16 protein-coding genes are annotated in these 26,529 nt (G+C 67.8%); 13 read left to right on the top strand and 3 right to left on the bottom strand.

Going from position 1 to position 26,529, the window contains the following annotated elements:
- Position 1 precedes the first annotated feature (1 nt).
- Positions 2-901 carry a signal recognition particle-docking protein FtsY gene (gene ftsY, locus INF26_RS06850; RefSeq protein WP_193530489.1) on the top strand — a complete coding sequence of 300 codons (900 nt, stop codon included), beginning with the start codon at positions 2-4 and terminating at the stop codon, positions 899-901.
- Positions 902-903: 2 nt separating this feature from the next.
- Positions 904-2,283, top strand: coding sequence for a signal recognition particle protein (gene ffh / locus INF26_RS06855; RefSeq protein WP_193530166.1), 1,380 nt, complete (start codon positions 904-906; stop codon positions 2,281-2,283).
- A gap of 283 nt (positions 2,284-2,566) precedes the next feature.
- Here ffh and INF26_RS06860 read toward each other — a convergent pair whose 3' ends face one another.
- Complete coding sequence (locus INF26_RS06860) at positions 2,567-3,616, bottom strand: hypothetical protein (RefSeq protein ID WP_193530167.1); 1,050 nt, start codon at positions 3,614-3,616, stop codon at positions 2,567-2,569.
- A gap of 169 nt (positions 3,617-3,785) precedes the next feature.
- Positions 3,786-5,234 (bottom strand): L,D-transpeptidase family protein, encoded by a 1,449-nt coding sequence (locus INF26_RS06865; RefSeq protein ID WP_193530168.1) that lies wholly within the window; start codon positions 5,232-5,234, stop codon positions 3,786-3,788.
- A 100-nt stretch (positions 5,235-5,334) separates the two neighbouring features.
- On the opposite strand from INF26_RS06865, the gene INF26_RS06870 reads away from it, so the two are divergent.
- Together INF26_RS06870 and ftsH are read left to right on the top strand one after the other, a co-directional pair.
- Positions 5,335-6,156 (top strand): TrmH family RNA methyltransferase, encoded by an 822-nt coding sequence (locus tag INF26_RS06870; protein ID WP_193530169.1) that lies wholly within the window; start codon positions 5,335-5,337, stop codon positions 6,154-6,156.
- 111 nt (positions 6,157-6,267) lie between these two features.
- Positions 6,268-8,166: an ATP-dependent zinc metalloprotease FtsH gene (ftsH, locus tag INF26_RS06875; protein ID WP_193530171.1), complete on the top strand. Its 1,899-nt coding sequence runs from the start codon at positions 6,268-6,270 to the stop codon at positions 8,164-8,166.
- 387 nt (positions 8,167-8,553) lie between these two features.
- On the opposite strand, the gene INF26_RS06880 is transcribed toward ftsH, so the two are convergent.
- On the bottom strand, positions 8,554-10,440 hold the full coding sequence (locus INF26_RS06880) for a fructose-1,6-bisphosphatase (RefSeq protein WP_193530172.1): 1,887 nt from the start codon (positions 10,438-10,440) through the stop codon (positions 8,554-8,556).
- 429 nt (positions 10,441-10,869) lie between these two features.
- Between INF26_RS06880 and ileS the strand changes: the two genes are divergently transcribed.
- The 9 genes from ileS to infB all read left to right on the top strand — a co-directional run bounded on the left by ileS (position 10,870) and on the right by infB (position 26,514).
- Positions 10,870-13,698, top strand: a complete 2,829-nt coding sequence (gene ileS / locus INF26_RS06885) for an isoleucine--tRNA ligase (RefSeq protein WP_193530174.1) — start codon at positions 10,870-10,872, stop codon at positions 13,696-13,698.
- Between the two features lie 3 nt (positions 13,699-13,701).
- On the top strand, positions 13,702-14,214 hold the full coding sequence (lspA, locus tag INF26_RS06890) for a signal peptidase II (protein ID WP_226371954.1): 513 nt from the start codon (positions 13,702-13,704) through the stop codon (positions 14,212-14,214).
- 175 nt (positions 14,215-14,389) lie between these two features.
- The gene (locus INF26_RS06895; RefSeq protein ID WP_193530176.1) at positions 14,390-15,433 is read left to right on the top strand and encodes an RluA family pseudouridine synthase; all 1,044 of its coding nucleotides are present in this window, start codon (positions 14,390-14,392) and stop codon (positions 15,431-15,433) included.
- A 1-nt stretch (position 15,434) separates the two neighbouring features.
- Complete coding sequence (locus INF26_RS06900; protein ID WP_193530178.1) at positions 15,435-16,724, top strand: glycosyltransferase family 2 protein; 1,290 nt, start codon at positions 15,435-15,437, stop codon at positions 16,722-16,724.
- Between the two features lie 133 nt (positions 16,725-16,857).
- The gene (locus INF26_RS06905) at positions 16,858-18,369 is read left to right on the top strand and encodes an IMP dehydrogenase (RefSeq protein ID WP_193530180.1); all 1,512 of its coding nucleotides are present in this window, start codon (positions 16,858-16,860) and stop codon (positions 18,367-18,369) included.
- 371 nt (positions 18,370-18,740) lie between these two features.
- Positions 18,741-21,302 carry a leucine--tRNA ligase gene (gene leuS / locus INF26_RS06910; protein ID WP_193530181.1) on the top strand — a complete coding sequence of 854 codons (2,562 nt, stop codon included), beginning with the start codon at positions 18,741-18,743 and terminating at the stop codon, positions 21,300-21,302.
- Positions 21,303-22,094: 792 nt separating this feature from the next.
- Positions 22,095-22,571 (top strand): ribosome maturation factor RimP, encoded by a 477-nt coding sequence (locus INF26_RS06915; RefSeq protein WP_193530183.1) that lies wholly within the window; start codon positions 22,095-22,097, stop codon positions 22,569-22,571.
- A gap of 30 nt (positions 22,572-22,601) precedes the next feature.
- The gene (nusA, locus tag INF26_RS06920; RefSeq protein ID WP_193530184.1) at positions 22,602-23,846 is read left to right on the top strand and encodes a transcription termination factor NusA; all 1,245 of its coding nucleotides are present in this window, start codon (positions 22,602-22,604) and stop codon (positions 23,844-23,846) included.
- A gap of 55 nt (positions 23,847-23,901) precedes the next feature.
- A complete protein-coding gene (infB, locus tag INF26_RS06925; protein ID WP_193530186.1) occupies positions 23,902-26,514 on the top strand; it encodes a translation initiation factor IF-2 in 2,613 nt (870 codons plus the stop codon).
- Positions 26,515-26,529 lie beyond the last annotated feature (15 nt).

The following is a 26,529-nucleotide window of genomic DNA, read 5'->3' on the forward strand; positions in this document are numbered from 1 at the left end:
GATGGGCCTTCTCGACAGTCTGAAGGTGGGCCTCAAGCGCTCGCGCGAGGCCATCAACGAGATCTTCTACATGGGCGGCGAGGTCGACGAGGACTTCTGGGAGGACCTCGAGGACACGCTCGTCATGGGCGACATGGGCGCCGAGCTCGCGCTGCGCGTGACCGACGACCTGCGCGACCGCGCGGCCCGCGAGAACCTCACGCGCGCTGAGCAGATCCGCGACGCCCTGGCCCAGCGCCTGGCCGCCGAGTTCCCGGAGGCCGCGCGCGACCCGTTCACCGACGTCCCGAGCTGCGTGCTCTTCGTGGGCATCAACGGCGCCGGCAAGACCACCACGGTGGGCAAGCTCGCCGGGCGCGCCCGCGAGGCCGGGCTCTCCTGCGTGATCGGCGGCGCCGACACGTTCCGCGCCGCCGCGATCGAGCAGCTGCAGGTCTGGGGCGAGCGCGCCGGCGTCGAGGTGATCACGCGCGAGCGCGGCGCGGACCCCGCGAGCGTGTGCTACGACGTGGTCGAGGCTGCCGAGAAGCGCGCCGTCGACCTCGTGCTCATCGACACCGCCGGGCGCCTGCACACCTCCTCCGACCTCATGCGCGAGCTCGCCAAGGTCGTGGGCGTCACCCGCAAGCGCTCGTCGGCGCCCGTCTCGGTGGTCCTCGTCATCGACGCGACCACCGGCCAGAACGGCCTCAACCAGGCGCGCGAGTTCAACGACGCCCTCGAGCTCGACGGCCTCATCGTCACCAAGCTCGACGGCACCGCCAAGGGCGGCATCGCGCTCGCCATCTCCAGCCAGCTGGGACTGCCCATCTACCGCATCGGCGTGGGCGAGTCCCTCGATGACCTCCAGACCTTCGACGCGCTCGACTTCACGCGCGCGCTCGTGGGCGAAGGGATGTGACCATGTTCAACTCTCTCTCCGACCGTCTCCAGGACACCTTCGAGCGCCTGCGCGGCAAGGGCCGCCTCACCGAGGCCGACATCAACGTCGCGATGCGCGAGATTCGCATGGCGCTGCTCGAGGCCGACGTCAACTACCGCGTCGTCAAGGAGTTCGTCGCCCGCTGCAAGGAGAAGTGCCTCACGGCCGAGGTGCTCTCATCGCTCTCGCCGGCGCAGAACGTCGTCAAGGTGGTGCTCGACGAGCTCACGGTCCTTCTCGGCTCCACGGACTCGCGCCTGACGCTCGCGCAGAACCGCACGCCCAACGTGATCATGCTCGTGGGCCTGCAGGGCTCGGGCAAGACCACGGCCGCCGCGAAGCTCGCCTACCTGCTCAAGGGGCAGGGGCACAGCCCGCTTCTGGCCGCGTGCGACACGCACCGCCCGGCGGCCGCCGACCAGCTCGAGACGCTCGGCGGCGAGATCGGCGTGCCGGTCTTCCGCGGGGACGGCAAGGACGCCGTCGCCGTGGCCTCCGGCTCTATCAAGGAGGCCGTCGACCGCCTCTGCGACATCGTGATCGTGGACACGGCCGGCCGCCTGCAGATCGACGAGGAGATGATGGAGGAGGCCGTCGCCATCAAGCAGGCCGTCCGCCCCGACCAGATCCTCATGGTCGTCGACGCCATGACCGGCCAGGACATCGTGAACGTGGTGACCGAGTTCGCCAACCGCGTGGACTTCGACGGCGTGATCATGTCCAAGCTCGACGGCGACGCCCGCGGCGGCGGCGCGCTCTCCGTGCGCGAGGTCACCGGCAAGCCGATCAAGTTCGTGTCGATGGGGGAGAAGCCCGACTCGCTCGAGGTCTTCCACCCGGACCGCATGGCCAAGCGCATCCTCGGCATGGGCGACGTCGTCGGCATCATCGAGCAGGCCCAGAAGGTCGCCAACGAGCAGCAGGTCGCCGACGCCGAGCGCATGCTGCGCGAGGGCTTCACGATGGACGATCTCCTCTCGCAGATGCAGCAGATCCGCAAGATGGGCGGCCTGCAGAAGCTCGCCGGCATGATCCCGGGCATGGAGCGCGCGATGGCGCAGATGCCGCAGGCGGCGAGCGACGAGCAGCTCACGCGCATCGAGTCGATCATCCGCTCCATGACCAAGGAGGAGCGCGCCCGTCCCAAGATCATCAACGGCCAGCGCCGCCGCCGCATCGCGACGGGCTCCGGGCGTAGCGTCCAGGAGGTCAACCAGCTCATCAAGCAGTGGGACGAGATGAACAAGATGATGGGCAAGATGAAGGGCATGATGCAGCCCGGCGCCGCCGGCAAGAAGAACCGCCGCGCGATGCAGCAGATGATGCGCAACATGGGCGGCGGCGGAAGGTTCCCGTTCTAGCCCTCCCGAGGCCCTCTCGAGGGTTTGGGTTCGGAAACCGCGTCCCACGCGGATGACCGTTCGCATCGCCCCAGTTAGAGACGTCGTACGACGATTTATGTCGTTGAATGTCCCGAAATTCGAACCCAAACCCGATTCGGGTTTGGGTTCGAATTTTCGGACGGACGGACCTACCTGTTGATTCGAAACCACATATTGGCTGGTCCACGCGTTAACCATTGAGGTGTTAACGCGCCCAAGTCGCAATCTCGAACCCAAACCCTCTGGAGGGGGGTCGGGAGGGTCACGGCAGACGGGTGCGCGGCGGTCTCCGGGCGGGGTCCTGCCCGCTCCAGTGCACGGTGTCGATGCGCTCGAGGTCCTGATACAGGTCCTCGCGTAGTTCCCTCCCGTACGAGAAGTCGTCGGGAGGGAGCCCGAGGTCCCTTCTGAGCTTCTGGACGAACGACTCCATGTAGTCAAAGTCGTCGTAGTGGGCCTTGCGCAGCTCGTAGGGCTTGATGCCGTGCGCGAGCAGCTCGTTTCTCCTCGTGTCGTCTACCTCCGCGACCGCCGGCTCGTCGTGGACGCGTCCCTTGTAGTCCACGGCGATCCCCCGGAAGGGCATCCGTTCCGCACGCTCGACGCGCGGGGGAGCGAGGAAGAGTATGTCCGGCTTGCGGATTTGCTTCCGGTCGAGCTCCCTCCCGATCGCCTCGAGCCCGATCTCCTCGTTCATCGAGACGAACTCCAGCTCGAAGCCACCGACCTCGCGTCGGCCGCGGAACCTCATGCCAAGTCGGCTCTCGTACGGCGAGCCGGAGTCCGCGCACACGAGCGGGAGGGCGGCGCGCACCCTTCGCGTCCCGTATCCCGTGCCCATCAGCCTCAGGAAGTCCCGCAGCGACTCTCGCGTCGTGAGGGGCCCGGTGCGCTGGAGCATGCCGCCGCCGTCCGGGCACACGCTGTAGGTCCCGCAGAGCTCGCACATGAGCAGGGCCAGCTCGAGCGGCTCGCCGACGCGTGCCATCTGGAAGGGAAGGAGCTCGGGGGAGGCCACGTAGACGTCCTCGCCGATGCGCGCGAAGGCACGTCGGGGGTAGGCGAACCCGCTCACGTGCCGCTGGACGAGGTCGTAGGAATGACTGTTGCTGTCGGAGGAGACGAGCAGATGGAGGGGGAGCGAGAGCTTCTGGAGGAGCGGATTGGCCTCTATCATGCCGAGGAGCTCCCCCTTGCTGGGGAGTCTCTCTGGGACGTGGGCGGTCCGCTCGTCCCATGCGTCGAGAAGGTCGGGGAACTCCTCCAACCGCATCGCCTCGAGGGCGCTCGTGTATGTCAGTAGGATCGCCATGAGGACAGCCTAGCGACTTCGGAGGCGGGCCCCGCGACGTTCGAAAAAAGTCGTTCACGAATCTGACGCCAATGTGACGCAAGCTGTCACGGCACAGGAAAGGGGCAGGTCAAACAACCTGCCCCTTCATAGACGATGAAACCAGAGCCTACCGCTCGCCGACAAAACCCTAGTAGTGGACCACCACGACGTCGCCGACCTTGGAGAGCTCGTAGATCTCCGCAGCCTTCTTCACGGGCAGGTTCACGCAGCCGTGGCTGCCACCCCACTTGTAGATGTTGCCGCCGAAGCTGCCGCGCCAGTTGGCGTCGTGCAAGGCGATGACGTTGTCGACGAACGGGATCCAGTAGCTGACGTGGCTCTCGTAGTCAGGCTCGCCGTCCTTGTCCTCGTCGAAGCCGATGAGGGTCTGGTTGCGCGCCTTGTAGCTGTTCACGGCATAGACGCCGGTGGGGGTGTCGTGCCCGTCGGATGCATTGCCGCTCACGCAGTCGGACTCCCAGATGACCTTGCCGTTCTCGTCATAGAGGCGCACGTGCTGCTCGGAGAGGTCGATGTCGATGTAGCGGTTGCCCCAGTCGCGGCCGCCGGAGTCGGGCACGACCTCGCCGCGCTCCTCGAAGGGGATCTCGACGGCCTGGGGCGTCCCGCCGGAGACGGCCTGGACGAGCGCGTCGGCCGCGTCGCCCGCGCTGACCTTCCAGCCGTAGTTGCCGCCCGAGACCTTGACCTTCTTCCCGTCGGGACGCTCGAAGGTGCGCTCGGAGCCCTTGGTGTTGAGGTTCTTCACGTGCGAGGACACCCATGAGGAGACGGCGTCAGAGTCGAGCGAGACGGACAGGTCGTCGGAGACGCTCACCCAGCCCGCGATGTCGTCCTTCGTGACCTCGGCGGCGGTCTCGCCGTCGAGCGTGAGGGTGCTGCCGGCGGCGCCGAGGTAGGCGTTCGCGGCGTCGATGGCGGCGTGGACGTCGTCCTTCTCGACGGCGATCACGTCGCTTCCGAGCACGATCTCCGGCTCCTGCGCGGCAAAGCCCTGGGAGAGCGTCTCGATCACGGCGTCGCTATCCAGGTACTGAGCGGTCGCGCTCGGGTCGAGGGTGAAGCTGCCCTGCTCGGCGTCGTAGGCAACGACCTTGCCCCCGAGTTCGCCCGCCGCCTGCGCCGCCTGGTCGACGAAGGGGTTGATCAGCGCGAGGAGCGCCTGCTGGTCGAAGAGCACGCCGCTCTCCACGTTCACGTCGCGCGTGCCGGACGCAAGCTGGACGGGCCATGCCCAGGGCTCGGTCTGGTCGACGGCCTCCCGCGCGTAGGTGTCGCCGTCGTAGGAGAGGTTGATGTCGGCGGCGGTGAGGGTGAGGTCGACGCCCGCGCCGCTGACGTGCGTCTGGTAGCTCGCGAGCGCCTGGGACTTCTCCTCGGCGACCTCGCGGGCGCTCCTGAGGGAGACGTCCTGGCCGTCGAGCGTGGTGCCGGGCATGAAGTAGAAGTTGAAGAAGGCGACGCCCCCGAGGTAGGCGAGAAGTGCCACGCCCAGCACGACGAGCGGGATGATCCACGCGAGGCGCCTGCCCTTGCCCTTGCTCTTGTTCTCGTTAACGGTCATGTGGCTTGCCATGTAGCACCTCGCCGTGCGTCATCAACATTCTTGAACCAACTTATCGTAACCTAGGAGCGGCCCAGGTGGCCGTGGAATCGAAAATGTTCGAAGGAGTGACATGGCCCGCACGGTGAGGCTCGCCTCGATCGACGACGAGCGCCTCGACGTCTTCTCTCGTCTTACGAACCATCAGCTCAGAAACCGGCTTGACGAGAAGAACGCCGTCTTCGTCGCCGAGTCGAGGACGGTCGTCGAGGTGGCGCTCGAGTGCGGCGTGGAGCCGCTCGCCTTCCTCGTCGACGAGCGCGACCTCGCGGCGAGCGAGGACGTGCTCGGGCGCGCGGGCGACGACGTCCCCGCCTACGTCCTGCCGCACGAGCAGGTCGCGCGGCTGACGGGGTTTCGCCTCACGCGAGGCCTGCTCTGCGCCATGCGCCGCCCCGAGCTGCCCAGCGTCGCCGACATCGCCGCGTCGGCGAAGAGCGTCGTGGTGCTCGAGGACCTTGTCGACGTGAGCAACGTCGGCGCCGTCTTCCGCAACGCCGCCGCCCTCGGGGCGGACGCGGTCGTCGTCTCCCCGCACTGCGCCGACCCCTTCTCGCGCCGCGCGGTGCGCGTGTCCATGGGGTGCGTCCTCAAGCTCCCCTGGGCCCGCGCCGAGGAGGGGCAGTGGCCCGGCGGCGCCCTCGACGAGCTGGCGTGCGCGGGCTTCTCGACCTTCGCGCTCGCCCTGGCGCCGGGCTCCGTGCCCCTGGGTGACGTGCCGCCGCGGGCGGCGGGGGAGCGCCGGGCGCTGCTGTTCGGGTCGGAGGGCTACGGCCTGGCGCCAGGCACGCTCGCGCGCTGCGACCGGTCCGTCGTCATCCCCATGGCGCACGGGGTCGACTCCCTGAACGTCGCCGCGAGCTCCGCGGTCGCGCTCTGGCAGCTGCTGCGCTAGGGGCACGCCCGTGGAGAACGCCGGGACGACCGGGCTCTCGCGCGACTAGAATGTCATTTCTGGGTATCTCTACACCCAAGGACCACCCGAAGCGAAGGGTTAGCTCTGAAGATGGATATGAACGAGAACAAGCGCCGGCGTTCCATGCTGGTGTACATCCTGATCGCCATCGTGGCGTACCTCGCCGTCAGCCAGGCGCTCGGCAGCGGGCTCAACGCCGCCCGCGTGACGACCGTGGACTACAGCGAGTTCGTCGACATGGTCGAGAAGGACGAGGTCACGCAGGCCACGTCGGTCTACGGCAACCCGGAGATCTCCTTCACGACCGGCGAGGGCGACGACCAGAAGCTCTACTCCACGGTGCTCTACAACGGCACCGAGCAGTCCACCGCGGAGCTGCTCGAGCAGCACGACGTGAAGATGGTCTCGCAGATCCAGGACACCTCCGGGGACCTGTGGCTCATGCTGCTCGTCTCCTACGGCCTGCCGATCCTGGTGTTCCTGGGCATCGGCTGGTGGCTGAACCGCCGCATGAAGAAGGCCATGGGCGACGACGGCCCGTCGATGAACTTCGGCGGCGGCTTCGGGGGCGGCGGCCTCGGCAAGTCCAACGCCAAGGAGATCAAGGGCGAGGAGACCGGCGTCACCTTCAAGGACGTCGCCGGCCAGGACGAGGCCAAGGAGTCGCTCCAGGAGATCGTCAGCTTCCTCAAGAACCCCGACAAGTACACCGAGATCGGCGCCCGCTGCCCGCGCGGCGCGCTGCTCGTCGGCCCTCCGGGCACCGGCAAGACGCTGCTCGCCAAGGCCGTCGCCGGCGAGGCGGGCGTCACGTTCTTCCAGATCGCGGGCTCGGCCTTCGTCGAGATGTTCGTCGGCCGCGGTGCCGCCAAGGTGCGCGACCTCTTCAAGCAGGCCAACGAGAAGGCCCCCTGCATCATCTTCATCGACGAGATCGACGCCGTGGGCAAGCGCCGCGACACGTCGCTGTCCTCCAACGACGAGCGCGAGCAGACCCTGAACCAGCTCCTCTCCGAGATGGACGGCTTCGACAACCACAAGGGCATCGTCGTGCTGGCGGCCACCAACCGCCCGGAGACCCTCGACCAGGCGCTGCTGCGCCCGGGCCGCTTCGACCGCCGCATCCCCGTGGAGCTCCCGGACCTCGCCGGCCGCGAGGCCATCCTCAAGATCCACGCCGACGACGTGAAGATGGAGCCGGGCATCGACCTCGGCATCATCGCGCGCTCCACGCCGGGCGCCTCGGGCGCCGACCTCGCCAACATCATCAACGAGGCCGCCCTGCGCGCCGTGCGCCTCGGCCGGCGCCGCGTGACCCAGGAGGACCTGCTCGAGTCCGTCGACGTGGTCATCGCGGGCGAGAAGAAGAAGTCCACGGTCCTCTCGCCGCACGAGAAGGAGGTCGTCTCCTACCACGAGACCGGCCACGCCATCGTCGCCGCCATGCAGAAGGGCTCCGCGCCCGTCTCCAAGATCACGATCGTGCCCCGCACCTCGGGCGCGCTCGGCTTCACGATGCAGGTCGAGGAGGACGAGCACTTCCTCACCACGCGCCAGGAGGCCAAGGACAAGATCGCCGTTCTCTGCGGCGGCCGCGCGGCCGAGGAGCTCATCTTCGACGAGATGACCACCGGCGCCTCCAACGACATCGAGAAGGCCACGCAGCTCGCGCGCGCCATGGTCACGCAGTACGGCATGTCGGACAAGTTCGGCATGGTGCAGCTCGGCCAGCCCGCGAGCCGCTACCTCGGCGGCGGGCAGCAGCTCACCTGCTCCGAGGGCACCGCCCAGGAGATCGACGCGGAGGTCCAGGCGCTCGTCGAGGAGGGCCACCAGAGCGCCCTCACCACCCTGCGCGAGAACCGCTTCAAGCTGCACGAGATCGCGCACTACCTCCAGAAGAAGGAGACCATCACCGGCGAGGAGTTCATGAACATCCTCACCCGCGACGACGGCTTCGCACCCAAGATGCCGACGCCCGCGGAGTAGCGAGCGCGGCCAAAGGGAAGGCGCGCAACCTCATCGCTCACTGCTTTGCAGAAGTTTCATGAGGGTGCGCGCCTTCTCTTTGGCCCGGGCCACTGCCACGACGTACTTCTCGCCTGCGCGACCTTCCTGCTTAAGGTTTTGGGGTGGTTGCATCTTCTCGCTGCGCGGATGCTTAAGAATTCGGGGTTGTTGCAGGGTGGCGGCGGCCCATCGCGGCATTGCGTCAGAGAAACCCCAGTTGAGCCCCACCCAAAGTTCCAAATCACGCCACGGTGGGCGAGAAGTACCTACAACTACCCCAGATTCGTAAGCGATCAACTCGCCTCAAGCTGCAACCACTCAGAATTCCTAAGCAGCCCGGCGGGCACGCGCGGCGGAAAGTCGCGGCTAGGCTCCCCGGCGTTCGGGCAGCTCGCCGGCGCGGTAGGCGTCGAGAAGCGCCCGCAGGTCGGAGATCTGCTCGCGGATGTCGGCGCCGGTGTCGGTGTCGCCCACGGTGAGCGGCCGCGGCTCGACCTCGAAGCGGTCGTCGTCGCTCATGATGTCGGCGTTGAGGTCGAGGACGTCCTCGATCGAGCCGAAGGGGCGGTGCGCCTTGATGCGCATGCCGCGCGGGTCGGAGATGAGGGTGTAGCCGCCGATGCCGGTGGTCTTGTGGTAGGCCTGGCAGAAGCCGCCGTCGATGACGACGAGGCGGCCGCCGGCGCGCACGGGCTTCTCGCCCTGCGCCGTGTGGACCGGCGTGTGGCCGTTGATGATGTGGCCGTGCTCGGGGTCGACGCCGAACTCCTCGAGGATGCGTCGGCAGACGTTGGCGTCGTCGGTGAGGGCGTAGTAGGGGTCGCGCGGCTCGTCCCAGGTTGAGCGATCGGCGAGGTAGGTCCGCTCGAAGGTCTTCATGACGCGGCCCGACAGCGGCGAGTAGCGGCCGCACCACAGGTACCACATCCAGTCCAGCGAGACCTCGTCGCTCTCCTGCCAGGCGCGCCGGGCCAGGCGGTCGGCGTAGTCGTAGTACGCCTTGCCCGCGAGGAGCTGCCCCTGGTGGTTCACCGGGTGGAAGGTCCCGTCCTCGTTCATGGGAACGCAGGCGTGGAAGAGCACGTCGTCGTTGTGGACGAGGTAGGCGCTGCCGTGCTCGTAGAGGAAGTTCACATGCGCGTTGAGCTTGTAGGAGCCACGGACGGCCGCGAGGAGGTTGTCCATCACGAGCGTCTCCTCGTCGGAGAGCGCGTAGGGGTCCGACCAGTCGACGGTGGGGAAGTCGCGGGTGACGAGCTCGTGGTCCTTCTCGCCCACGCGGACCGTGCCGCGCGCGGGGTCGACGCGCCCGAGCAGCAGGCGGTCCTCCATGTGCCAGTTGGGGTGGCGCATGACGGTCTGCCCCTCGAGCTTGAAGAGGATGACCGAGATCGCCTTCTCCAGCGGGCTCATGGCCTCGTCGGCCTGGTAGGTGGCCTCGGCGAAGAGGGCCAGCTCGCGCAGGGAGACGCCGTAGGCGCTCTCGAGGATCTGCAGCGAGTCGTAGCGGATGTTGTTGCGGATCACGGCCGCCAGGCACGCCGCCGAGCCGGCCGCCGCGCCCATCCACACGATGTCGTGGTTGCCCCACTGCAGATCGACGGAGTGGTACTCCATGAGGCGGTCGAGGATCTTGTCGGCGTGGTCGCCGCGGTCGAAGACGTCGCCGACGAGGTGCAGGTGGTCCACCGCGAGGCGCTTGATCAGCGAGGCGAGGCTCACGATGAAGTCGTCGGCCGAACCGGTGTCGACGATGGTGTCGATGATCTGGCGGTGGTAGCTCTGGCGCTCGTCACCCTCGCCGGGGGAGGCGTGGAGCAGCTCGTCGATGATGTAGGCGTACTCCGGCGGCATGGCCTTGCGCACCTTGGAGCGCGTGTAGTTGTCGGAGAGGTAGCGCGCCAGGCGCACGAGGCGCATGAGCGTGATCGCGTACCACTCGGGGCCCGCGACGCCGGCCGAGCGCAGGCGGCGCAGCTTGCGATGGGGGTAGTAGATCAGCGTGCAGAGGTCGGCCTGCTCGTCGCGGGTGAGCTCGAGGCTGAAGGTCGTGGCCACGCGCTCGCGGATGACGCCGGAGCAGTTGTTGAGGATGTGCTTGAAGGCGTCGTACTCGCCGTGGACGTCGGAGACGAAGTGCTCGGTGCCCTTGGGCAGGTTGAGGATGGCCTCGAGGTTGATCACCTCGGCGAGGGCCGAGCGGACCGTGGGGAACTTCTCGGAGAGCAGCTCGAGGTACTTGCGGTCAGGCATGCGCTTCCCTTCTCGGCGGCGGACCACTCCATCGTGACGGGGTGGTATCGGTCTTAGCAACCAGTTTTCGGCGCGCGCAGCGTCCTTCTCGACACGTCCACAAATTCCGGCGCAAACGTGCTACCATGCTGCAACAGGCGTTGACGGGGAGAGTACCCGGGGGCGCGCGGCCAAGAGAGAGCGGGGACGGTGGGAGCCCGCGGTCGCGTCCCGGCGAAGATCACCCCCGAGCCGCGGCCCGAAAGCGCGAGCGAGTAGGCGTCGCCGGAGTGGCCGCCGACACAGGCCAGCCGAGTACGGCGGATATCCGCTCGCTGGGTGGTTCACAAGCGAAGTCGCGTGCGCGCTTCGTCCCAGCAGGAGGGACGGGCGCGTTTTTTCGTGTCCGAGAAGGGCGGCGGGGGAGGCCCCGCCACGAAGGAGGAGAGCGTGGCGAACGAGTACAAGAAGACGACCAACCTGCCGAGCACGGGCTTTCCCATGCGCGCCAGCCTGGCCCAGAACGAGCCCAAGCGCCTGGCCATGTGGGAGGAGAACCACGTCTACGAGCAGATGATCGCCAAGAACGAGGGGCACGAGAAGTTCGTCCTGCACGACGGACCCCCGTATGCCAACGGCCCCATCCACCTGGGCCACGCGCAGAACAAGATCTCCAAGGACGTTATCAACCGCTACTGGTCCATGCGCGGCTACCAGACGCCCTACGTCCCCGGCTGGGACTGCCACGGCCAGCCCATCGAGCACAAGGTCGAGACCATGCTCGGGACCGAGAAGTTCAACCAGCTTCCCACCGAGAAGATCCGCGAGCTGTGCCGCAAGATGGCCGTCGAGCAGGTCGACACCCAGCGCCAGGGCTTCAAGCGCCTGGGCGTTCTCGGCGAGTGGGACAACCCCTACCTCACCTACGTGAACGACTACGACGCTACGGACGTGGAAATCTTCAAGGCCATCTTCGACGCCGGCGCTATCACGCAGGGCTCCAAGCCCGTGCACTGGTGCTCCCACTGCCACACGGCCCTCGCCGAGGCGGAGATCGAGTACGGCGACGAGGTCAGTCCCGCCATCTTCGTGCGCTTCGAGATGACCACCGTGCCGGAGGGCCTGGAGGCCTGGGCCGGCAGGCTTTTCGTCGACATCTGGACCACCACGCCGTGGACCCTTCCCGCCGACGACGCGGTCATCTGCCACCCCGAGGCCACCTACGTGGCGCTCGTCGCGGGCGGCCGCGCCGAGATCGTGGCCGAGGCGCTCGCCGAGCGCTGCGCCGCCAAGTTCGGCTACGGCGAGGTCGAGTTCGTGCGCGGCGAGGACGGCGAGCCCTGGCGCGCCACGGGCGAGCAGCTCGCGCACAACCGCTACAAGCAGCCGATCTTCGGTGACCAGGGCGAGACGGGCGAGTTCATCTACGCCGACTACGTCACCCTGGACGACGGCACGGGCATCGTCCACTGCGCGCCTGGCCACGGCGTGGACGACTACCTCGCCGGCCAGAAGTTCGGCATTCCCACGGTCATGCCGGTCGACGACGACGGCCGCTTCTTCGTGGGCGACGGCATGGGCACCGGCGGCCCGTGGTCCGGCATGGAGGTCAACGAGGCCAACCCCAAGATCATCGAGTGGCTGCGCGAGCGCGGCACGCTGATCCTCCACGAGGACATCAACCACAGCTACCCGCACTGCTGGCGCTGCAAGGAGCCCGTCATCTTCCGTGCCACGAGCCAGTGGTTCGTCTCGATGGACAAGCCCCTGCGCGGTGGCAAGAGCCTCCGTGAGCAGGCACTCGAGGAGCTCTCCAAGGTCAGGTTCTATCCCGGCCACGCCATCAAGCGCATCGGCTCGATGGTCGAGGGTCGCCCGGACTGGTGCATCAGCCGCCAGCGCAACTGGGGCGTGCCCATCCCGGCCTTCACCTGCCAGGACTGCGGCGAGACCGTCATGAACGACGACACGCTCGACGCCGTGATCAAGCTCTTCCGCGAGAAGGGCTCCGACGCCTGGTTCACCGACGACCCCGCGAGCTACCTCGGGCAGTCGTGCGTCTGCCCCAAGTGCGGCGGGCACCACCTCAAGGCCAACAGGGACATCCTCGACGTGTGGTGGGACTCCGGCGTCTCCCACACCGCCGTCTGCCGCCACCGCGACAACCTCACGTTCCCGGCTGACATGTACCTCGAGGGCTCCGACCAGCACCGCGGCTGGTTCATGAGCTCGCTCATGACCTCCGTGGGCGCGTACGGCGTGGCGCCGTACAAGTCCGTGGTCTCCCAGGGCTTCACGCTCGACGGCCAGGGCCGCAAGATGTCCAAGTCGCTCGGCAACGTCATCGACCCCAACAAGGAGTGCGATACCCGCGGCGCCGACATCCTGCGCCTGTGGGTCACCTCGGTCGACACCTCCAACGACATCCCCTGCGACGACTCGATTCTCGACCACGTTGGCGAGGCCTACCGCCGCTTCCGCAACACGCTGCGCTTCCTGCTGGGCGAGATCGAGGACAAGTTCGACCCCGCGACCGACGCCGTCCCCTACGACGAGCTCACGCCCTACGACAAGCTCGCGCTGGCGCGCCTGTGCCAGGTGCACGACCAGGTGAGCGCCGCCTACGAGGGCTACCGCTTCAACCAGGTCTACCGCACGCTCTACGACTACGTGATCACCGAGCTCTCCAACGGCTACCTCAACGCCACCAAGGACCGCGTCTACTGCGGCGAGAGGGACGGCTTCGAGCGCCGAAGCGCCCTCACCGTCTGGGCGCAGATCCTCTCGATGCTTGTCCACGACCTGCAGCCCATCCTCGTCTACACCACCGACGAGGTCATGGCCTATCTGCCCGCCTCGCTGCGCGACGGCCAGCAGTACGCCGCCCTTCTCGACTGGTACCAGGCGCCCTGGAGCGCCGAGGAGTACGAGCCCTACCTCGCCGCCTATGACGCCGTCGTCGAGGCCCGCGCCGCCTTCACCAAGGCCTACGAGGCCGCGATCGCCGACGGCACGCTCTCCGAGAAGACCACCCAGGCCGCGCGCGCCACGCTGGTCGCGCCCGCTGAGCTGCACGCGCTTCTCGCCGGCGAGCTTGGTTGCGAGCTGGCCGAGCCGTTCGTGTGCTCCGAGGTCGAGCTCGCTCAGGGCGAGGAGCTCGCCTGCACCGTGGAGCCCGCGCACGGCGAGAAGTGCCCGCGCTGCTGGAACTTCCGCGAGCTCGGCGAGGACGGCCTCTGCCCGCGCTGCCACGACGCCGTGGCCGCGCTCGGGGAGTAGGGCTTGGCCGGCCCCGACGCCACGAACTCCGCCCGCGTGCGGCGGCTGGCGCTCTTCGCGCTGGTCGCCGCCGCGGTCGTGCTCCTCGACCAGCTGAGCAAGCTCGCCGCGCGCGACCTGCTCGTGCCGGGCGAGCCCGTCACGCTGATCCCGGGCGTGATGGACCTCTCGCTCATCTACAACACCGGCGCCGCATTCTCCCTGGGGGAGGGGGCGGGGCCGCTCTTCGTGCTCGTCGCGGCGGCCATGTGCGTCGCCGGCGTCTGCGTGGCGTGGCGGCGCGCTGACGTCCCGCTTTCGCTGCTGCTCGCGTTCGCCTGCGTCGTGGGCGGCGGCATCGGCAACGCGATCGACCGCGTCGCCCTCGGCGCGGTGACGGACTTCTTCAAGACCACGTTCATGGACTTCGCGATCTTCAACGTCGCCGACATTTTCGTGACCTGCGGTGTTCCTCTCGCCCTCATCCTGTGGTGGCGCTGGGACGTCGCCCGCGAGCGCGCCGAGGCGGGGGAGTAGGCGCCACCCGGAGGGCAGTTTTCGTCGAGTCTGTACTTTTTTCGCCACCTGTCGAGTACAGACTCGATTTCCGATTAGGTTTTCGCTGGTAGAGAATTCGTCCATCGAGTCTGTACTTTGCGATGCGGCGATAAACTACAGACTCGACGGCCTTGTCGCGCAAGGGAGGCATCAGATGGCGCAACGTCCCGTCAACCTGCTCGTGGGACCCGAGTCCGACGGCATGCGGCTCGACGCGTTCCTCGCCGCGGCGCCCGACATGCCCTCCCGCTCCGCCTGCGCGCGCCTCGTCGAGGACGGCGCCGTCACGATCAACGAGACGCCCGCCACCTCCAAGTCCGAGAAGGTCCTGCTCGGCGACCGCATCCGCGCGCTCGTGGACGAGCCGGAGCCCGTGGGCGGCCCGCTCGCGCCCAACCCCTACATCCCCCTCGACATACGCTTCGAGGACGACCACCTCATCGTCCTCTCCAAGCAGGCCGGGCTCGTCTGCCACCCGAGCCCCGGCCACGTTGACGACACGCTCGCCAACGCGCTCGTGGCCCACTGCGGCTACGCGCACCTCGGCATGCTCCAGGGCGAGGAGCGCCCCGGCATCGTGCACCGCCTCGACATGGAGACCTCCGGCCTCATGGTGGCGGCCAAGGACGACGCCACCCAGAAGGCGCTCCAGGACCTGATCCGCCTGCGCGTGCTCGACCGCCGCTACGTCACGCTCGTCCACGGGCCGATCGCCCACGACGAGGGGACCATCGAGACCGGGATCGCCCGCTCCACCCGCGACCGCATCCGCATGGCCGTCTCCGACGCGCCTGGGGCCCGCGAGGCCATCACCACCTTCCGCGTGCTCGAGCGCTTCGAGGCGGGCCCGCGCGACGACGGCTACACCCTCATCGAGTGCCACCTCTACACCGGGCGCACGCACCAGATCCGCGTGCACCTGCGCCACGTGGGCCACCCGCTCGTGGGCGACCCCCTCTACGGCCGCGGCGACCTCCGCCAGAACCTCGGCCTCGCCCGGCAGTTCCTGCACTCCTGGCGCATTCGCTTCGACCACCCCGCAACGGGAGAGACGGTGGAGCTTGCCGACACGTTGCCGGACGACCTGCGCGATGTACTAGAATCGCTCTCCGAAAGGTCCATGGGACGGACGTCGGCGGGCGAGGGGATCTGTCCGCTCCTGACGTCCGGCGGACGAGGCGCCCACCACGGGGAATAAGATGGAGTTCAACCAGTTCGCGCTCACGCCCATCGTCGTCTTCAACCTGATCATCGGCGCGCTCTTCACGGTCGCCTACTTCTACCAGGCGATCTATACCGTCAAGGTCATGCTCCAGGGCTCGGTCCAGCTCCCCGAGGCCAAGCGGCGCCACCGCTACGCGTTCGTGATCGCCGCCCACAACGAGGAGATGGTCGTCGGCAACCTCGTGCGCTCCATCCTCGCCCAGGACTACCCCCGCGAGCTCATGGACGTCTTCGTCGTCTGCGACGCGTGCACCGACGACACCCACCGCGTGGCCGAGGAGGCCGGCGCCGTCGTGTGGGACCGCAACGACCTGGCGCGCCGCGGCAAGAGCTGGGCGCTCGACTACGCCTTCAACCGCATCCTCGACGACTATCCCGACACCTACGAGGCGTTCGTCGTCTTCGACGCCGACAACCTCGTCTCGCCGGACTACATCTCCGTCATGAACCGGGCCTTCGACGCCGGCTACCTCGTCTGCACCGGATACCGAAACTCCAAGAACTTCGACTCGAGCTGGATCAGCGCCGCCTACGCGCTCTGGTTCATGCGCGAGGCGAAGTTCCTCAACAACGCCCGCATGATGTCGGGCACGAGCAGCGCGATCTCGGGCTCCGGCTGGCTCGTCTCCGAGCGGATCATCCGCGGCATGCACGGATGGGGCTTCCACTCGCTCACCGAGGACATCCAGTTCTCTACCTTCTGCAGCGCGAACAACGTGCAGATCGGCTACGCCCCCGCGGAGTTCTACGACGAGCAGCCGGTCACCTTCAAGGCCTCCTGGGTCCAGCGCCTGCGGTGGAGCAAGGGTATGTACGAGGTGTTCTTCTCGTACGCACGTGACCTGCTGAAGGGCATCTCGCGCGGCCGCTTCGCGAGCTACGACCTGCTCATCACCGTTGCGCCGGGCAACGTCCTCACCCTGCTCTCCGTCTCGGTGAACCTCACCTACCTCGCGATCGGCGCCCTCAGCCACGGCTTCATCGCCACCCAGGCCGAGCTCAACATGTGCGTTGGCTCGCTCGTCATGACGATTGCGTCCATGTACCTCTCTTTCTTCGTTATGGGCCTCATCACCACGATCTCCGAGCGCGAGCACATCCACGCCAAGAAGCGGTGGCGCGTCGTCACCAACCTCTTCACCTTCCCGATCTTCGAGCTCAGCTACATCCCCATCAACGTCGTCGCGCTCTTCAAGAAGGTCGAGTGGGTGCCCACCAAGCACGACATCGTCGTCGACGTCAAGGACGTCGTCGGGGAGGCCTAGGCCCGCGCGCTGTTTTGGCGCGTTTCGTGAGCTGGTACTTCTCGGCAAACGGTGCCTGTAAAACCCGTGAGCGGATGTTACAATGGCGTGAACTCAACCAACTACCGCCGCGAGCGGGGAGAGGAGCCGGCACATGGCAACGTTCTTCGAGGGGGAGTCCCACACCTTTTCCGAGTACCTGCTCGTTCCCGGATACTCCTCGGCGGAGAACATCCCCGACAACGTGTCGCTCAAGACGCCGCTCGTGAAGTTCCGCCGCGGCGAGGAGCCGGCGCTCTCGCTCAACATCCCCATGGTCTCGGCCATCATGCAGTCCGTCTCCGGCGTGGACATGGGCGTCGCGCTCGCCATCGAGGGCGGCCTCGCCTTCATCTACGGCAACCAGACGCCCGAGCAGGAGGCGGCCATGGTCAAGGCCGTCAAGGACCACAAGGCCGGCTTCGTCGAGTCCGACTCCACCCTCACGCCCGACATGACGATGGAGCAGGTCATGGAGCTCAAGGCCCGCACCGGCCACTCCACCATGCCCGTCACCGACGACGGCTCCTCCCGCGGCAAGCTCCTCGGCATCGTGACCAGCCGCGACTACCGTCCCACGCGTGACGACCACCAGAAGAAGGTCGCCGAGTTCATGACGCCGCGCGAGAAGCTCATCGTGGGCGACAAGGACATCACGCTCAAGCGCGCCAACGACGTCATCTGGGAGAACAAGCTCAACGCCCTGCCCGTCGTGGACGAGAACGACCACCTCGTGGGCATCGTCTTCCGCAAGGACTACGACCAGCACAAGTCCAACCCCAACGAGCTGCTCGACGCCAACAAGCGCTACATGGTGGGCGCCGGCATCAACACGCGCGACTACGCCGAGCGCGTGCCGCTGCTCGTGGAGGCCGGCGCCGACGTGCTCTGCATCGACTCCTCCGAGGGCTTCTCCGAGTGGCAGAAGCGCACGCTGGAGTGGGTGCGCGCCAACTACGGCGACTCCGTCAAGGTGGGCGCCGGCAACGTCGTGGACGAGGAGGGCTTCCGCTTCCTCGCCGACTGCGGCGCCGACTTCGTGAAGGTCGGCATCGGCGGCGGCTCGATCTGCATCACGCGCGAGACCAAGGGCATCGGCCGCGGCCAGGCCTCCGCGGTCATCGACGTGTGCCGCGCGCGCGACAAGTACTTCGAGGAGACCGGCGTCTACGTGCCCGTCTGCTCCGACGGCGGCATCGTCTACGACTACCACATGACGCTCGCGCTGGCCATGGGCGCCGACTTCATGATGCTCGGCCGCTACTTCGCCCGCTTCGACGAGAGCCCCACCGAGCGCGTGAACGTCAACGGCCAGTACATGAAGGAGTACTGGGGCGAGGGCTCCGCGCGCGCCCGCAACTGGCAGCGCTACGACCAGGGCGGCGCCTCCAAGCTGGGCTTCGTCGAGGGCGTGGACTCCTACGTGCCCTACGCCGGCTCGCTCAAGGAGGGCGTGGGCCAGACGATCTACAAGATTAAGTCCACGATGTGCAACTGCGGCGCCAAGACCATCAAGGAGCTGCAGGAGAAGGCGCGCCTGACGCTCGTGAGCTCGACCTCGATCGTCGAGGGCGGCGCGCACGACGTCGTGGTCAAGGACTCCCAGCACAGCGTGAGCTACCGCTAGTCTGGCGAGAAGCACGATCGAGTTGCCGGCCGCCCCGGGCACGCGTCCCGGGGCGGCCTTCTGCTGTCGATGCGCTTAGGAAATCGGGGTCGTTGCACCTTCGCGCGCGGCGCGCGCTTACGAAATTGGGGTCGTTGCACCTCCGTCCGCGGCGAGAAGTACTTCTCGCCAACAAAACCTCTGTTGGTTGCAAGCCGACGGTTCTTCTCGCCGCCCCTGGGCGGCCCCGAGGATGCAACAACCCCAAAACCCTAAGCACAAAATACTCCACGCCCTGCAACAACCCTGTTTTCTTAAGCATCACCAATCGCCCCTACGGGCGTGCTGCTACAATGGCACGGTTGACCATCGCACACGAAGGAGTCACGCAGATGAGCGACGCCGAGAAGAACTTCGAGGTCCCGGCCTACGACGCTGAGGAGATCGAGACCCGCTGGCAGGCCGAGTGGGACGCCGAGGAGCTCTACAAGACCGAGGAGAGCCCCGAGAAGCCCAAGAAGTACGTGCTGGAGATGTTCCCGTACCCCTCGGGCGACCTGCACATGGGGCACGCGCGCAACTACACGATCGGCGACGCCATGGCCCGTCAGGCCCGCATGCGCGGCTTCGACGTGTTGCACCCGATGGGCTACGACGCCTTCGGCCTGCCCGCCGAGAACGCCGCCATCAAGCACAACACGCAGGCGAGCGTCTGGACCCACCAGAACATCGCGCAGGCCACCAAGACCATGCGCCGCATGGGCTTCTCCTACGACTACGACCGCATGTTCAACACCTGCGACCCCGAGTACTACAAGTGGGGCCAGTGGATCTTCCTCAAGATGTGGGAGAAGGGCCTCGTCTACCGCGACAACTCGCCGGTGAACTGGTGCCCGGGCTGCCAGACGGTCCTCGCCAACGAGCAGGTCGTGGACGGCAAGTGCTGGCGCTGCGGCTCGGTGCCCGAGAAGCGCGCCCTCTCCCAGTGGTACTTCAAGATCACCGACTACGCCCAGGAGCTTCTCGACGACCTCAAGAAGCTCGAGGGCAAGTGGCCCGAGCGCGTCCGCGCGATGCAGGCCAACTGGATCGGCCGCTCCGAGGGCGCCGAGATCGACTTCACGCTGGCCGCGGAAGACGGCGTGACCCCCACCGACACCAAGATCACCGTCTTCACCACGCGCCCGGACACGCTCTTTGGCGTGAGCTTCTTCCTGCTGCCGCCCGAGAGCCCGCTCGCCGCGGAGCTCGTGGCCGGCACCGAGCATGAGGAGGCCTTCCTCGAGCTCAAGGCCGCGGCGGAGAAGGTCTCCTCGGTCGACCGCCAGGGCTCCGAGCGCGAGAAGCACGGCGTCTTCACCGGCCGCTACGTCATCAACCCGGTGAACGGCCGCCCGGCGCCCATCTGGGTCGCCGACTACGTCCTCATGGACTACGGCACGGGCGCCGTCATGGGCGTGCCCTGCGGCGACCAGCGCGACTTCGACTTCGCCAAGAAGTACGGCCTGGAGATCGCCCCGATCATCTGCGAGAAGGACGACCCGCTCTACGAGCAGCTCAAGGACGAGCGCGAGCTCGTGGTGACCTCCGTCGACTGGGACCACGCGATGGAGGCTGAGGGCTACCTCGTGCAGTCTGGCCGCTTCACCGGCATGAAGGGCGGCAAGCACTCCGAGGCCGTCGACGCCATCATCGAGTGGCTCGGTGAGCAGGGCCTCGGCCGCAAGACCGTGCAGTTCCGCCTGCGCGACTGGCTCATCTCCCGCCAGCGCTACTGGGGCAACCCGATTCCGATGATCCACTGCGACTGCTGCGGCGACGTGCCGGTGCCCTACGAGGACCTGCCCGTCACGCTGCCCGACGCGCTCGACCTCGGCGCCGGCGAGACGCTCGCCGCCTACGCGCCGTTCTACGAGACCACGTGCCCCAAGTGCGGCAAGCCTGCCAAGCGCATCACCGACACCATGGACACCTTCACGTGCTCCAGCTGGTACTACCTGCGCTACTGCGACCCGCACAACGAGGAGCTGCCCTTCTCGCGCGAGGCCGTGGACCGCTGGATGCCGGTCGACAACTACATCGGCGGCATCGAGCACGCCATCCTGCACCTGCTCTACAGCCGCTTCTTCACCAAGGTCCTGCGCGACCTCGGCATGATCGGCATCGACGAGCCCTTCGAGAACCTGCTCTGCCAGGGCATGGTCAAGGACGCCAACGGCGACACCATGTCCAAGTCCAAGGGCAACGTCGTGCCGCCGTCCTCGGTGATCGAGCCCTACGGCGCGGACACCATGCGTCTGGCCATCCTCTTCATCGCCCCGCCCGAGAAGGACTTCAACTGGGACGAGGAGGCCGTCGCCGGCGCCAACCGCTTCATCAAGCGCGCGTGGCGCGTGGTCTGGCTGCTGTCGCAGGGCGCGGCCGCCGGCGCCGTGAGCGCGGGCACGCTCGACGCGGCGGGCAAGGAGCTCTGGCGCACGCTTAACGGCATGGGCATCAAGTGCACCACCGACTTCGACCGCGGCCAGTTCAACACCGCCATCTCCGCTGTCATGGAGATCACCAACGCGGCGTCCAAGTACGTGAACGACGTGGCGCCCGAGCAGCGCGACCCGGCGCTCTGCTTCGCCGTGGCGCACGCGATCGTGACCATGCTCGCGCCGATCTGCCCGCACTGGGCCGAGGAGCTCTGGCACAAGGCGCTGGTCCAGGAGGGCTCGGTCTACAACGCCGCCTGGCCCGACTTCGACGCCGAGGCCGCCAAGGCCGACGAGGTGGAGATCGCGGTCCAGATCAAGGGCAAGGTCCGCGGTCGCGTCATGGTCGCCGCCGACGCCACGGACGACGAGGTCGCCGAGGCCGCCAAGGCCGCCGTGGCCGAGCAGCTCGCCGGCAAGGACATCAAGAAGGTCATCGTCATCAAGGGCCGCCTGGTCAATATCGTGGCGGTGTAGACCCTTACGCGAGGTGGCGGCCCTCCGACCTTCCTGCGAGAAGTGCGCTGCGCGGAACTTCTCTCCGGAAGGTCGGAGGGCCGACGCATGTCGGTTCTCACGCGCTGGCGAGAGGTTCTTCTCGGTGGGTTTGTCGGGTTTGGCGGGCTTGGGTCGCTGGGGAGTGGGTACAATAGGCTCGACGGCCGCCTACGTTGGGGAACCTAGGCAGTGCCGTTACTTGATTCGGGCCGCTCGCGCTCAGCGCTGGCGGCCCTCTCGTTCATCGGACGTACCTCGCACCTCTCGGACAAGCCTTACTATCGCCAGAACCAGGGAAACGCACCCTGTCAGAAGAGCGACGACCTCAGTCAGATCCATCGGCATCACCTCCCCTCGCGGGTACGGCGCTGCCCTCGGTACGCGGTGTGACCGCCGAGCCGTAGGGAGGGTTCTACCCGTTGCGACGACAAACGCCGGGAAGCAATCGGCGGACGGCTCTGTGGGCGCGCGGGTTATGGCCCTCATCGCTGGCGAGAGGTTCTTCTCGGCGGAGGTTGCCTCTTGCGGCGGCGTGTTGGGTGACGGGCTTTGCGGGTCGCGGCGGGGTCTGGGGGCGCGCGATGCGCGAAAGTCGTCACCGTCGCGCGGGAGGTGCCGAGAAGGACGTCAGCTTGTGGCAATCTCGTGGAGGCTCGTTTGACGCGTGGCGAGAAAAACCGTAGACTAGCAGCGTATTCGAAGCTGTAACCGTAGGAAGTGGGGTGGATCTTCTCGCCCCGCTTCCTTTCTGTATGAAGACGGGAGGGGAGCATGCCCAAGACCGGCATCGAGCAGGAGATCATCGAGGCCCTGGAGGCCCGCGCGGCCGAGCGCGGCGTCGACGTCGTGGACGTCGAGGTCGTGGGGGCGACCAAGGCACCCTGCGTGCGCGTGCGCATCGACCACGCCGACGAGTCTCTGCCCACCATCACGCTCGACGAGGTGACCGAGGAGACCGAGTGGATCTCGGCCGCCCTCGACGAGCTCGACCCCATCCCCTCCAGCTTCACCCTCGAGGTGTCGAGCCCCGGCATGGCGCGCCCGCTGCGCAAGGAGCGCGACTTCGAGCGCTTTGCCGGCGAGGCCGTCCAGCTCTCGCTCGTCCCGGGCGAGGGGAGGCGCCGCTACACCGGCACCCTCCTCGGCATTGAGGACGGCACCGTCGCCCTCGAGGTGGACGGCGAGCGCGTGGAGCTCCCGTTCGGCGACATCAGGAAGTGCACGATCAAGCCCGACTTCTCCGACTAGGGAAGCGCGGGAGGAACGAAAGGACAAGACATGGCTTCTGAGATGATGGCGGCCCTCGAGCAGCTCTGCGAGGAGAAGCACATCGACCAGCTCGACCTCATCACCCGCCTCGAGCAGTCGCTCGCCAAGAGCTACGCCGACGTGCTGCACCTGCCCTTCGGCGCGCGCGTCACGATCGACCGCGCCACCGGCAAGGTCTACGTCTACGAGCTCGTCCCGAAGGGCGAGGAGGATCCCGAGACCGGCGAGTACGCCGAGTTCGACGAGGTCGACGTCACGCCCGCCGACACGAGCCGCATCGCCGCCCAGCACGCCAAGGCCGAGATCCGCGCGATCGTCCGCAACGCCGCGCGCGCCCAGATCTACGAGGAGTTCTCGCAGCGCGTGGGCGACATCATCACCGGCACCGTGCTGCAGACCACGCCCGACTTCACGATCATCAAGATCCGCGAGGGCGTCGAGGCCGAGCTGCCCCACTTCGACCAGCGCCGCTACCCCGAGGAGCGCAACGAGCGCCCCGCCGGCGAGCGCTACAGCCACAACCAGCGCATCCGCGCGATCATCGTCGACGTGCGCGACCCCAACTCCACGCAGCCCGTGGTCCGCGGCGAGCGCCAGCGCCCGCCCATCGTGGTCTCCCGCACCCACCCGGACCTGCTGCGCCGCCTCTTCGAGCTCGAGGTGCCCGAGGTCTACGACGGCGTCGTCGAGATCCGCAGCATCGCCCGTGAGCCCGGCGTCCGCTCCAAGGTGGCCGTCTCCTCCAACGACGACCGCCTCGACCCGGTGGGCGCCTGCGTCGGCCCCAAGGGCAGCCGCGTGCGCACCGTCGTCTCCGAGCTCCGCGGCGAGCGCGTCGACGTGGTCCTGTGGAGCGACGACCCGACCCGCTGCGTGGCCTCCGCGCTCTCGCCGGCCCGCGTCTCCCGCGTGGTGATCGACCCCGAGACCGGCTACGCCACGGTCATCGTCCCCGACGACCAGCTCTCGCTCGCCATCGGCAAGGAGGGCCAGAACGCCCGCCTCGCCGCGCGCCTGACCGGCCTGCACATCGACATCAAGAACGAGTCGCTCGCCGCGGGCGTCCTGCGCGACCTCCCGCGCGCCACGGTCCCCGACGAGCCCGAGGACGACGGCGAGGCGCACCGCTGCGAGTACGTGGGCGCCAACGGGATCCAGTGCCGCAACATGGCGCGCCCGGGCTCCCGCTTCTGCGGCGTCCACGAGGAGATGGCCTCCGCGGAGGTCTCCTCCGACCCCGACTCGCTCATCTAGCGCCGCCGAAGACGGCAGGTAGGACCACAGACCCCTCTCTCGGAAGGTAGCTCATATGGCAAAGACCCGCGTACACGACCTCGCCAAGGAGTACGGCATCTCCAGCAAGGAGATGCTCGAACACCTCGGCAACCTCAAGATCCCCGCCAAGTCCGCGTCCTCGACGCTCGAGGACGCCTACGTGGCGATCGTCCGCAAGAAGCTCAAGCCGATCCTGGAGGCCCACGCCGCCGAGATCGAGGCGCAGAAGCGCGCCGAGGAGGAGGCCAAGGCCGAGGAGGCGCGCATCGCCGCCGAGAAGGCCGAGGCCGAGCGCCTGGCCGCCGAGCAGCGCCGCGAGAAGGAGCGCGCCGAGGAGGAGCGCCGTCGCGCCGCCGCCGAGGAGGAGCGCAAGCGCCAGGAGGCGGAGCGCGCCGAGGCCGAGCGCCGCGCGGCCGAGGAGGCCGAGAAGAACCGCGTGCGCGACACCGCGCCGAAGAGCGTCCCGTCCTTCTCGTCCTTGCTCGACCAGATCGCGCAGCAGGAGCAGATCCTGAAGCAGCAGGCCGAGGAGGCCAGCCAGAAGAAGGCCGCCAGCCGCGACCGCGGCGGCGCCCGTCGAGAGAGCTCGCGTCCCTCCGCCGCTGCCGCTGCCGCTGCCGCCGCCCCGTCCGGCGCCGCCGACGGCGGTCGTGGCCGTCGCGGCAAGAAGGGCCGCCGCGGCGACGAGGGCGAGGACCGCTACAGCCGCATGGCCCGCGAGGCCGAGGCCTACAACCGCAGCCGCGTCCTCGAGGAGGCCCGCGTGGCCGTCGAGGAGGCGTCGCGCGAGTCCACCGGCCGCCGCAAGCGCCGCAAGGAGCGCCGCCAGAAGCAGGCCGAGGAGGCCGCGATGGAGCAGCGCATCGAGGAGGCGCTGGCCAACGACCAGGACCTCTCGCAGCTCGACACCGTGAAGGTGCCGCAGGGCTCCACGGTCCAGGAGCTCGCCGAGCTTCTCGGCGTGCCCGCCAACGACATCATCAAGCGCCTGTTCTTGCTGGGCACCCCGCTCACGCTCACCGAGTCCATGTCCGACGAGCTCATCGAGCTCGTCGCCGACGACCTCGGGCGCGACGTCAAGGTCATGACCAAGGAGGAGGAGAACTCCTTCACCTTCTACGACGACCCCGCCGACCTCAAGCCGCGCCCGCCGGTGGTCACCGTCATGGGCCACGTCGACCACGGCAAGACGTCGCTTCTGGACGCCATCCGCCACACCGGCGTCGCAGCGGGCGAGGCGGGCGGCATCACGCAGGCCATCGGCGCCTCCCAGGTCACGATCAACGGCCGCCTGATCACCTTCATCGACACCCCGGGCCACGAGACCTTCACGGCCATGCGCGCCCGCGGCGCCAAGGTGACCGACATCGTCATCCTGATCGTCGCCGCCGACGACGGCGTCATGCCCCAGACGATCGAGTCGATCAACCACGCCAAGGCGGCCGGCGTGCCCATCATCGTGGCCGTCAACAAGATCGACAAGCCCGGCGCCAACCCCGACCGCGTGCGCCAGGAGCTCACCGAGTACGGCATCATCCCGGAGGAGTGGGGCGGACAGAACATGTTCGTCAACATCTCCGCCAAGCAGAAGATCGGCATCGACGAGCTGCTGGAGACCGTCATCCTCCAGGCCGACGTCCTCGAGCTCAAGGCCAACCCCGATACCTTCGCCTCCGGCAACGTCCTCGAGGCCAAGCTCGACCGCGGCCGCGGCTCCGTCGCCACGGTGCTGGTCACCCGCGGCACGCTCCACATCGGCGACGCGCTCGTGGCGGGCATGGCCTACGGCCGCGTCCGCGCGATGCTCGACCCGAAGGGCAACTCCGTCACCGAGGCCGGCCCCTCCGACGCCGTCGAGATCCTCGGCCTGCAGAGCGTGCCGATGGCCGGCGACGAGTTCCGCGTCTTCCACGACGAGCGCGACGCCCGACAGCTTGCCGACGAGCGCGCCCTCAAGGCCCGCATCGAGGAGCAGAACCGCGTGAAGCACGTCACGCTCGAGAACCTCTTCGACACCATGGCCGACGCCGAGGTCAAGGAGCTCAACCTCATCATCAAGGCCGACGTCCAGGGCTCCATCGAGGCGCTCCAGGACTCGCTCGACAAGATGGACCAGTCCGAGGTCCGCATCAACACGATCCACTCCGCGGTCGGCGCGATCACCGAGACCGACGTCATCCTCGCCGACGCCTCCAACGCCATCATCATCGGCTTCGGCGTGCGCCCGGAGGCCAAGGCAAAGAGCGCCGCGGAGCGCGACGGCGTGGAGATCCGCACCTACAGCGTCATCTACAAGGCGATCGAGGACATCGACGCCGCCCGCATCGGCATGCTCAAGCCCACCGAGGTCGAGGTCCAGACCGGCGTCGCCGAGGTCCGCGACACCTTCAAGGTGCCCAAGGTCGGCATCGCCGCCGGCTGCATGGTCCAGGAGGGCGAGATCTCCCGCGACGACCAGGTGCGCCTCGTGCGCGACGGCATCGTCGTCTACGAGGGCAAGATCGCCTCGCTGCGCCGCTACAAGGACGACGTCAAGAGCGTCAAGGCCGGCTTCGAGTGCGGCATCGGCCTGGAGAACTTCCAGGACGTCAAGCCCGGCGACCAGATCGAGGGCTTCCGCATCGACCAGGTCGCCCGCACCGAGTAGGCGCCCTCGCCCCCG

Source organism: Thermophilibacter gallinarum (assembly GCF_014982725.1).
Classification (GTDB): Bacteria; Actinomycetota; Coriobacteriia; order Coriobacteriales; family Atopobiaceae; genus Thermophilibacter; species Thermophilibacter gallinarum.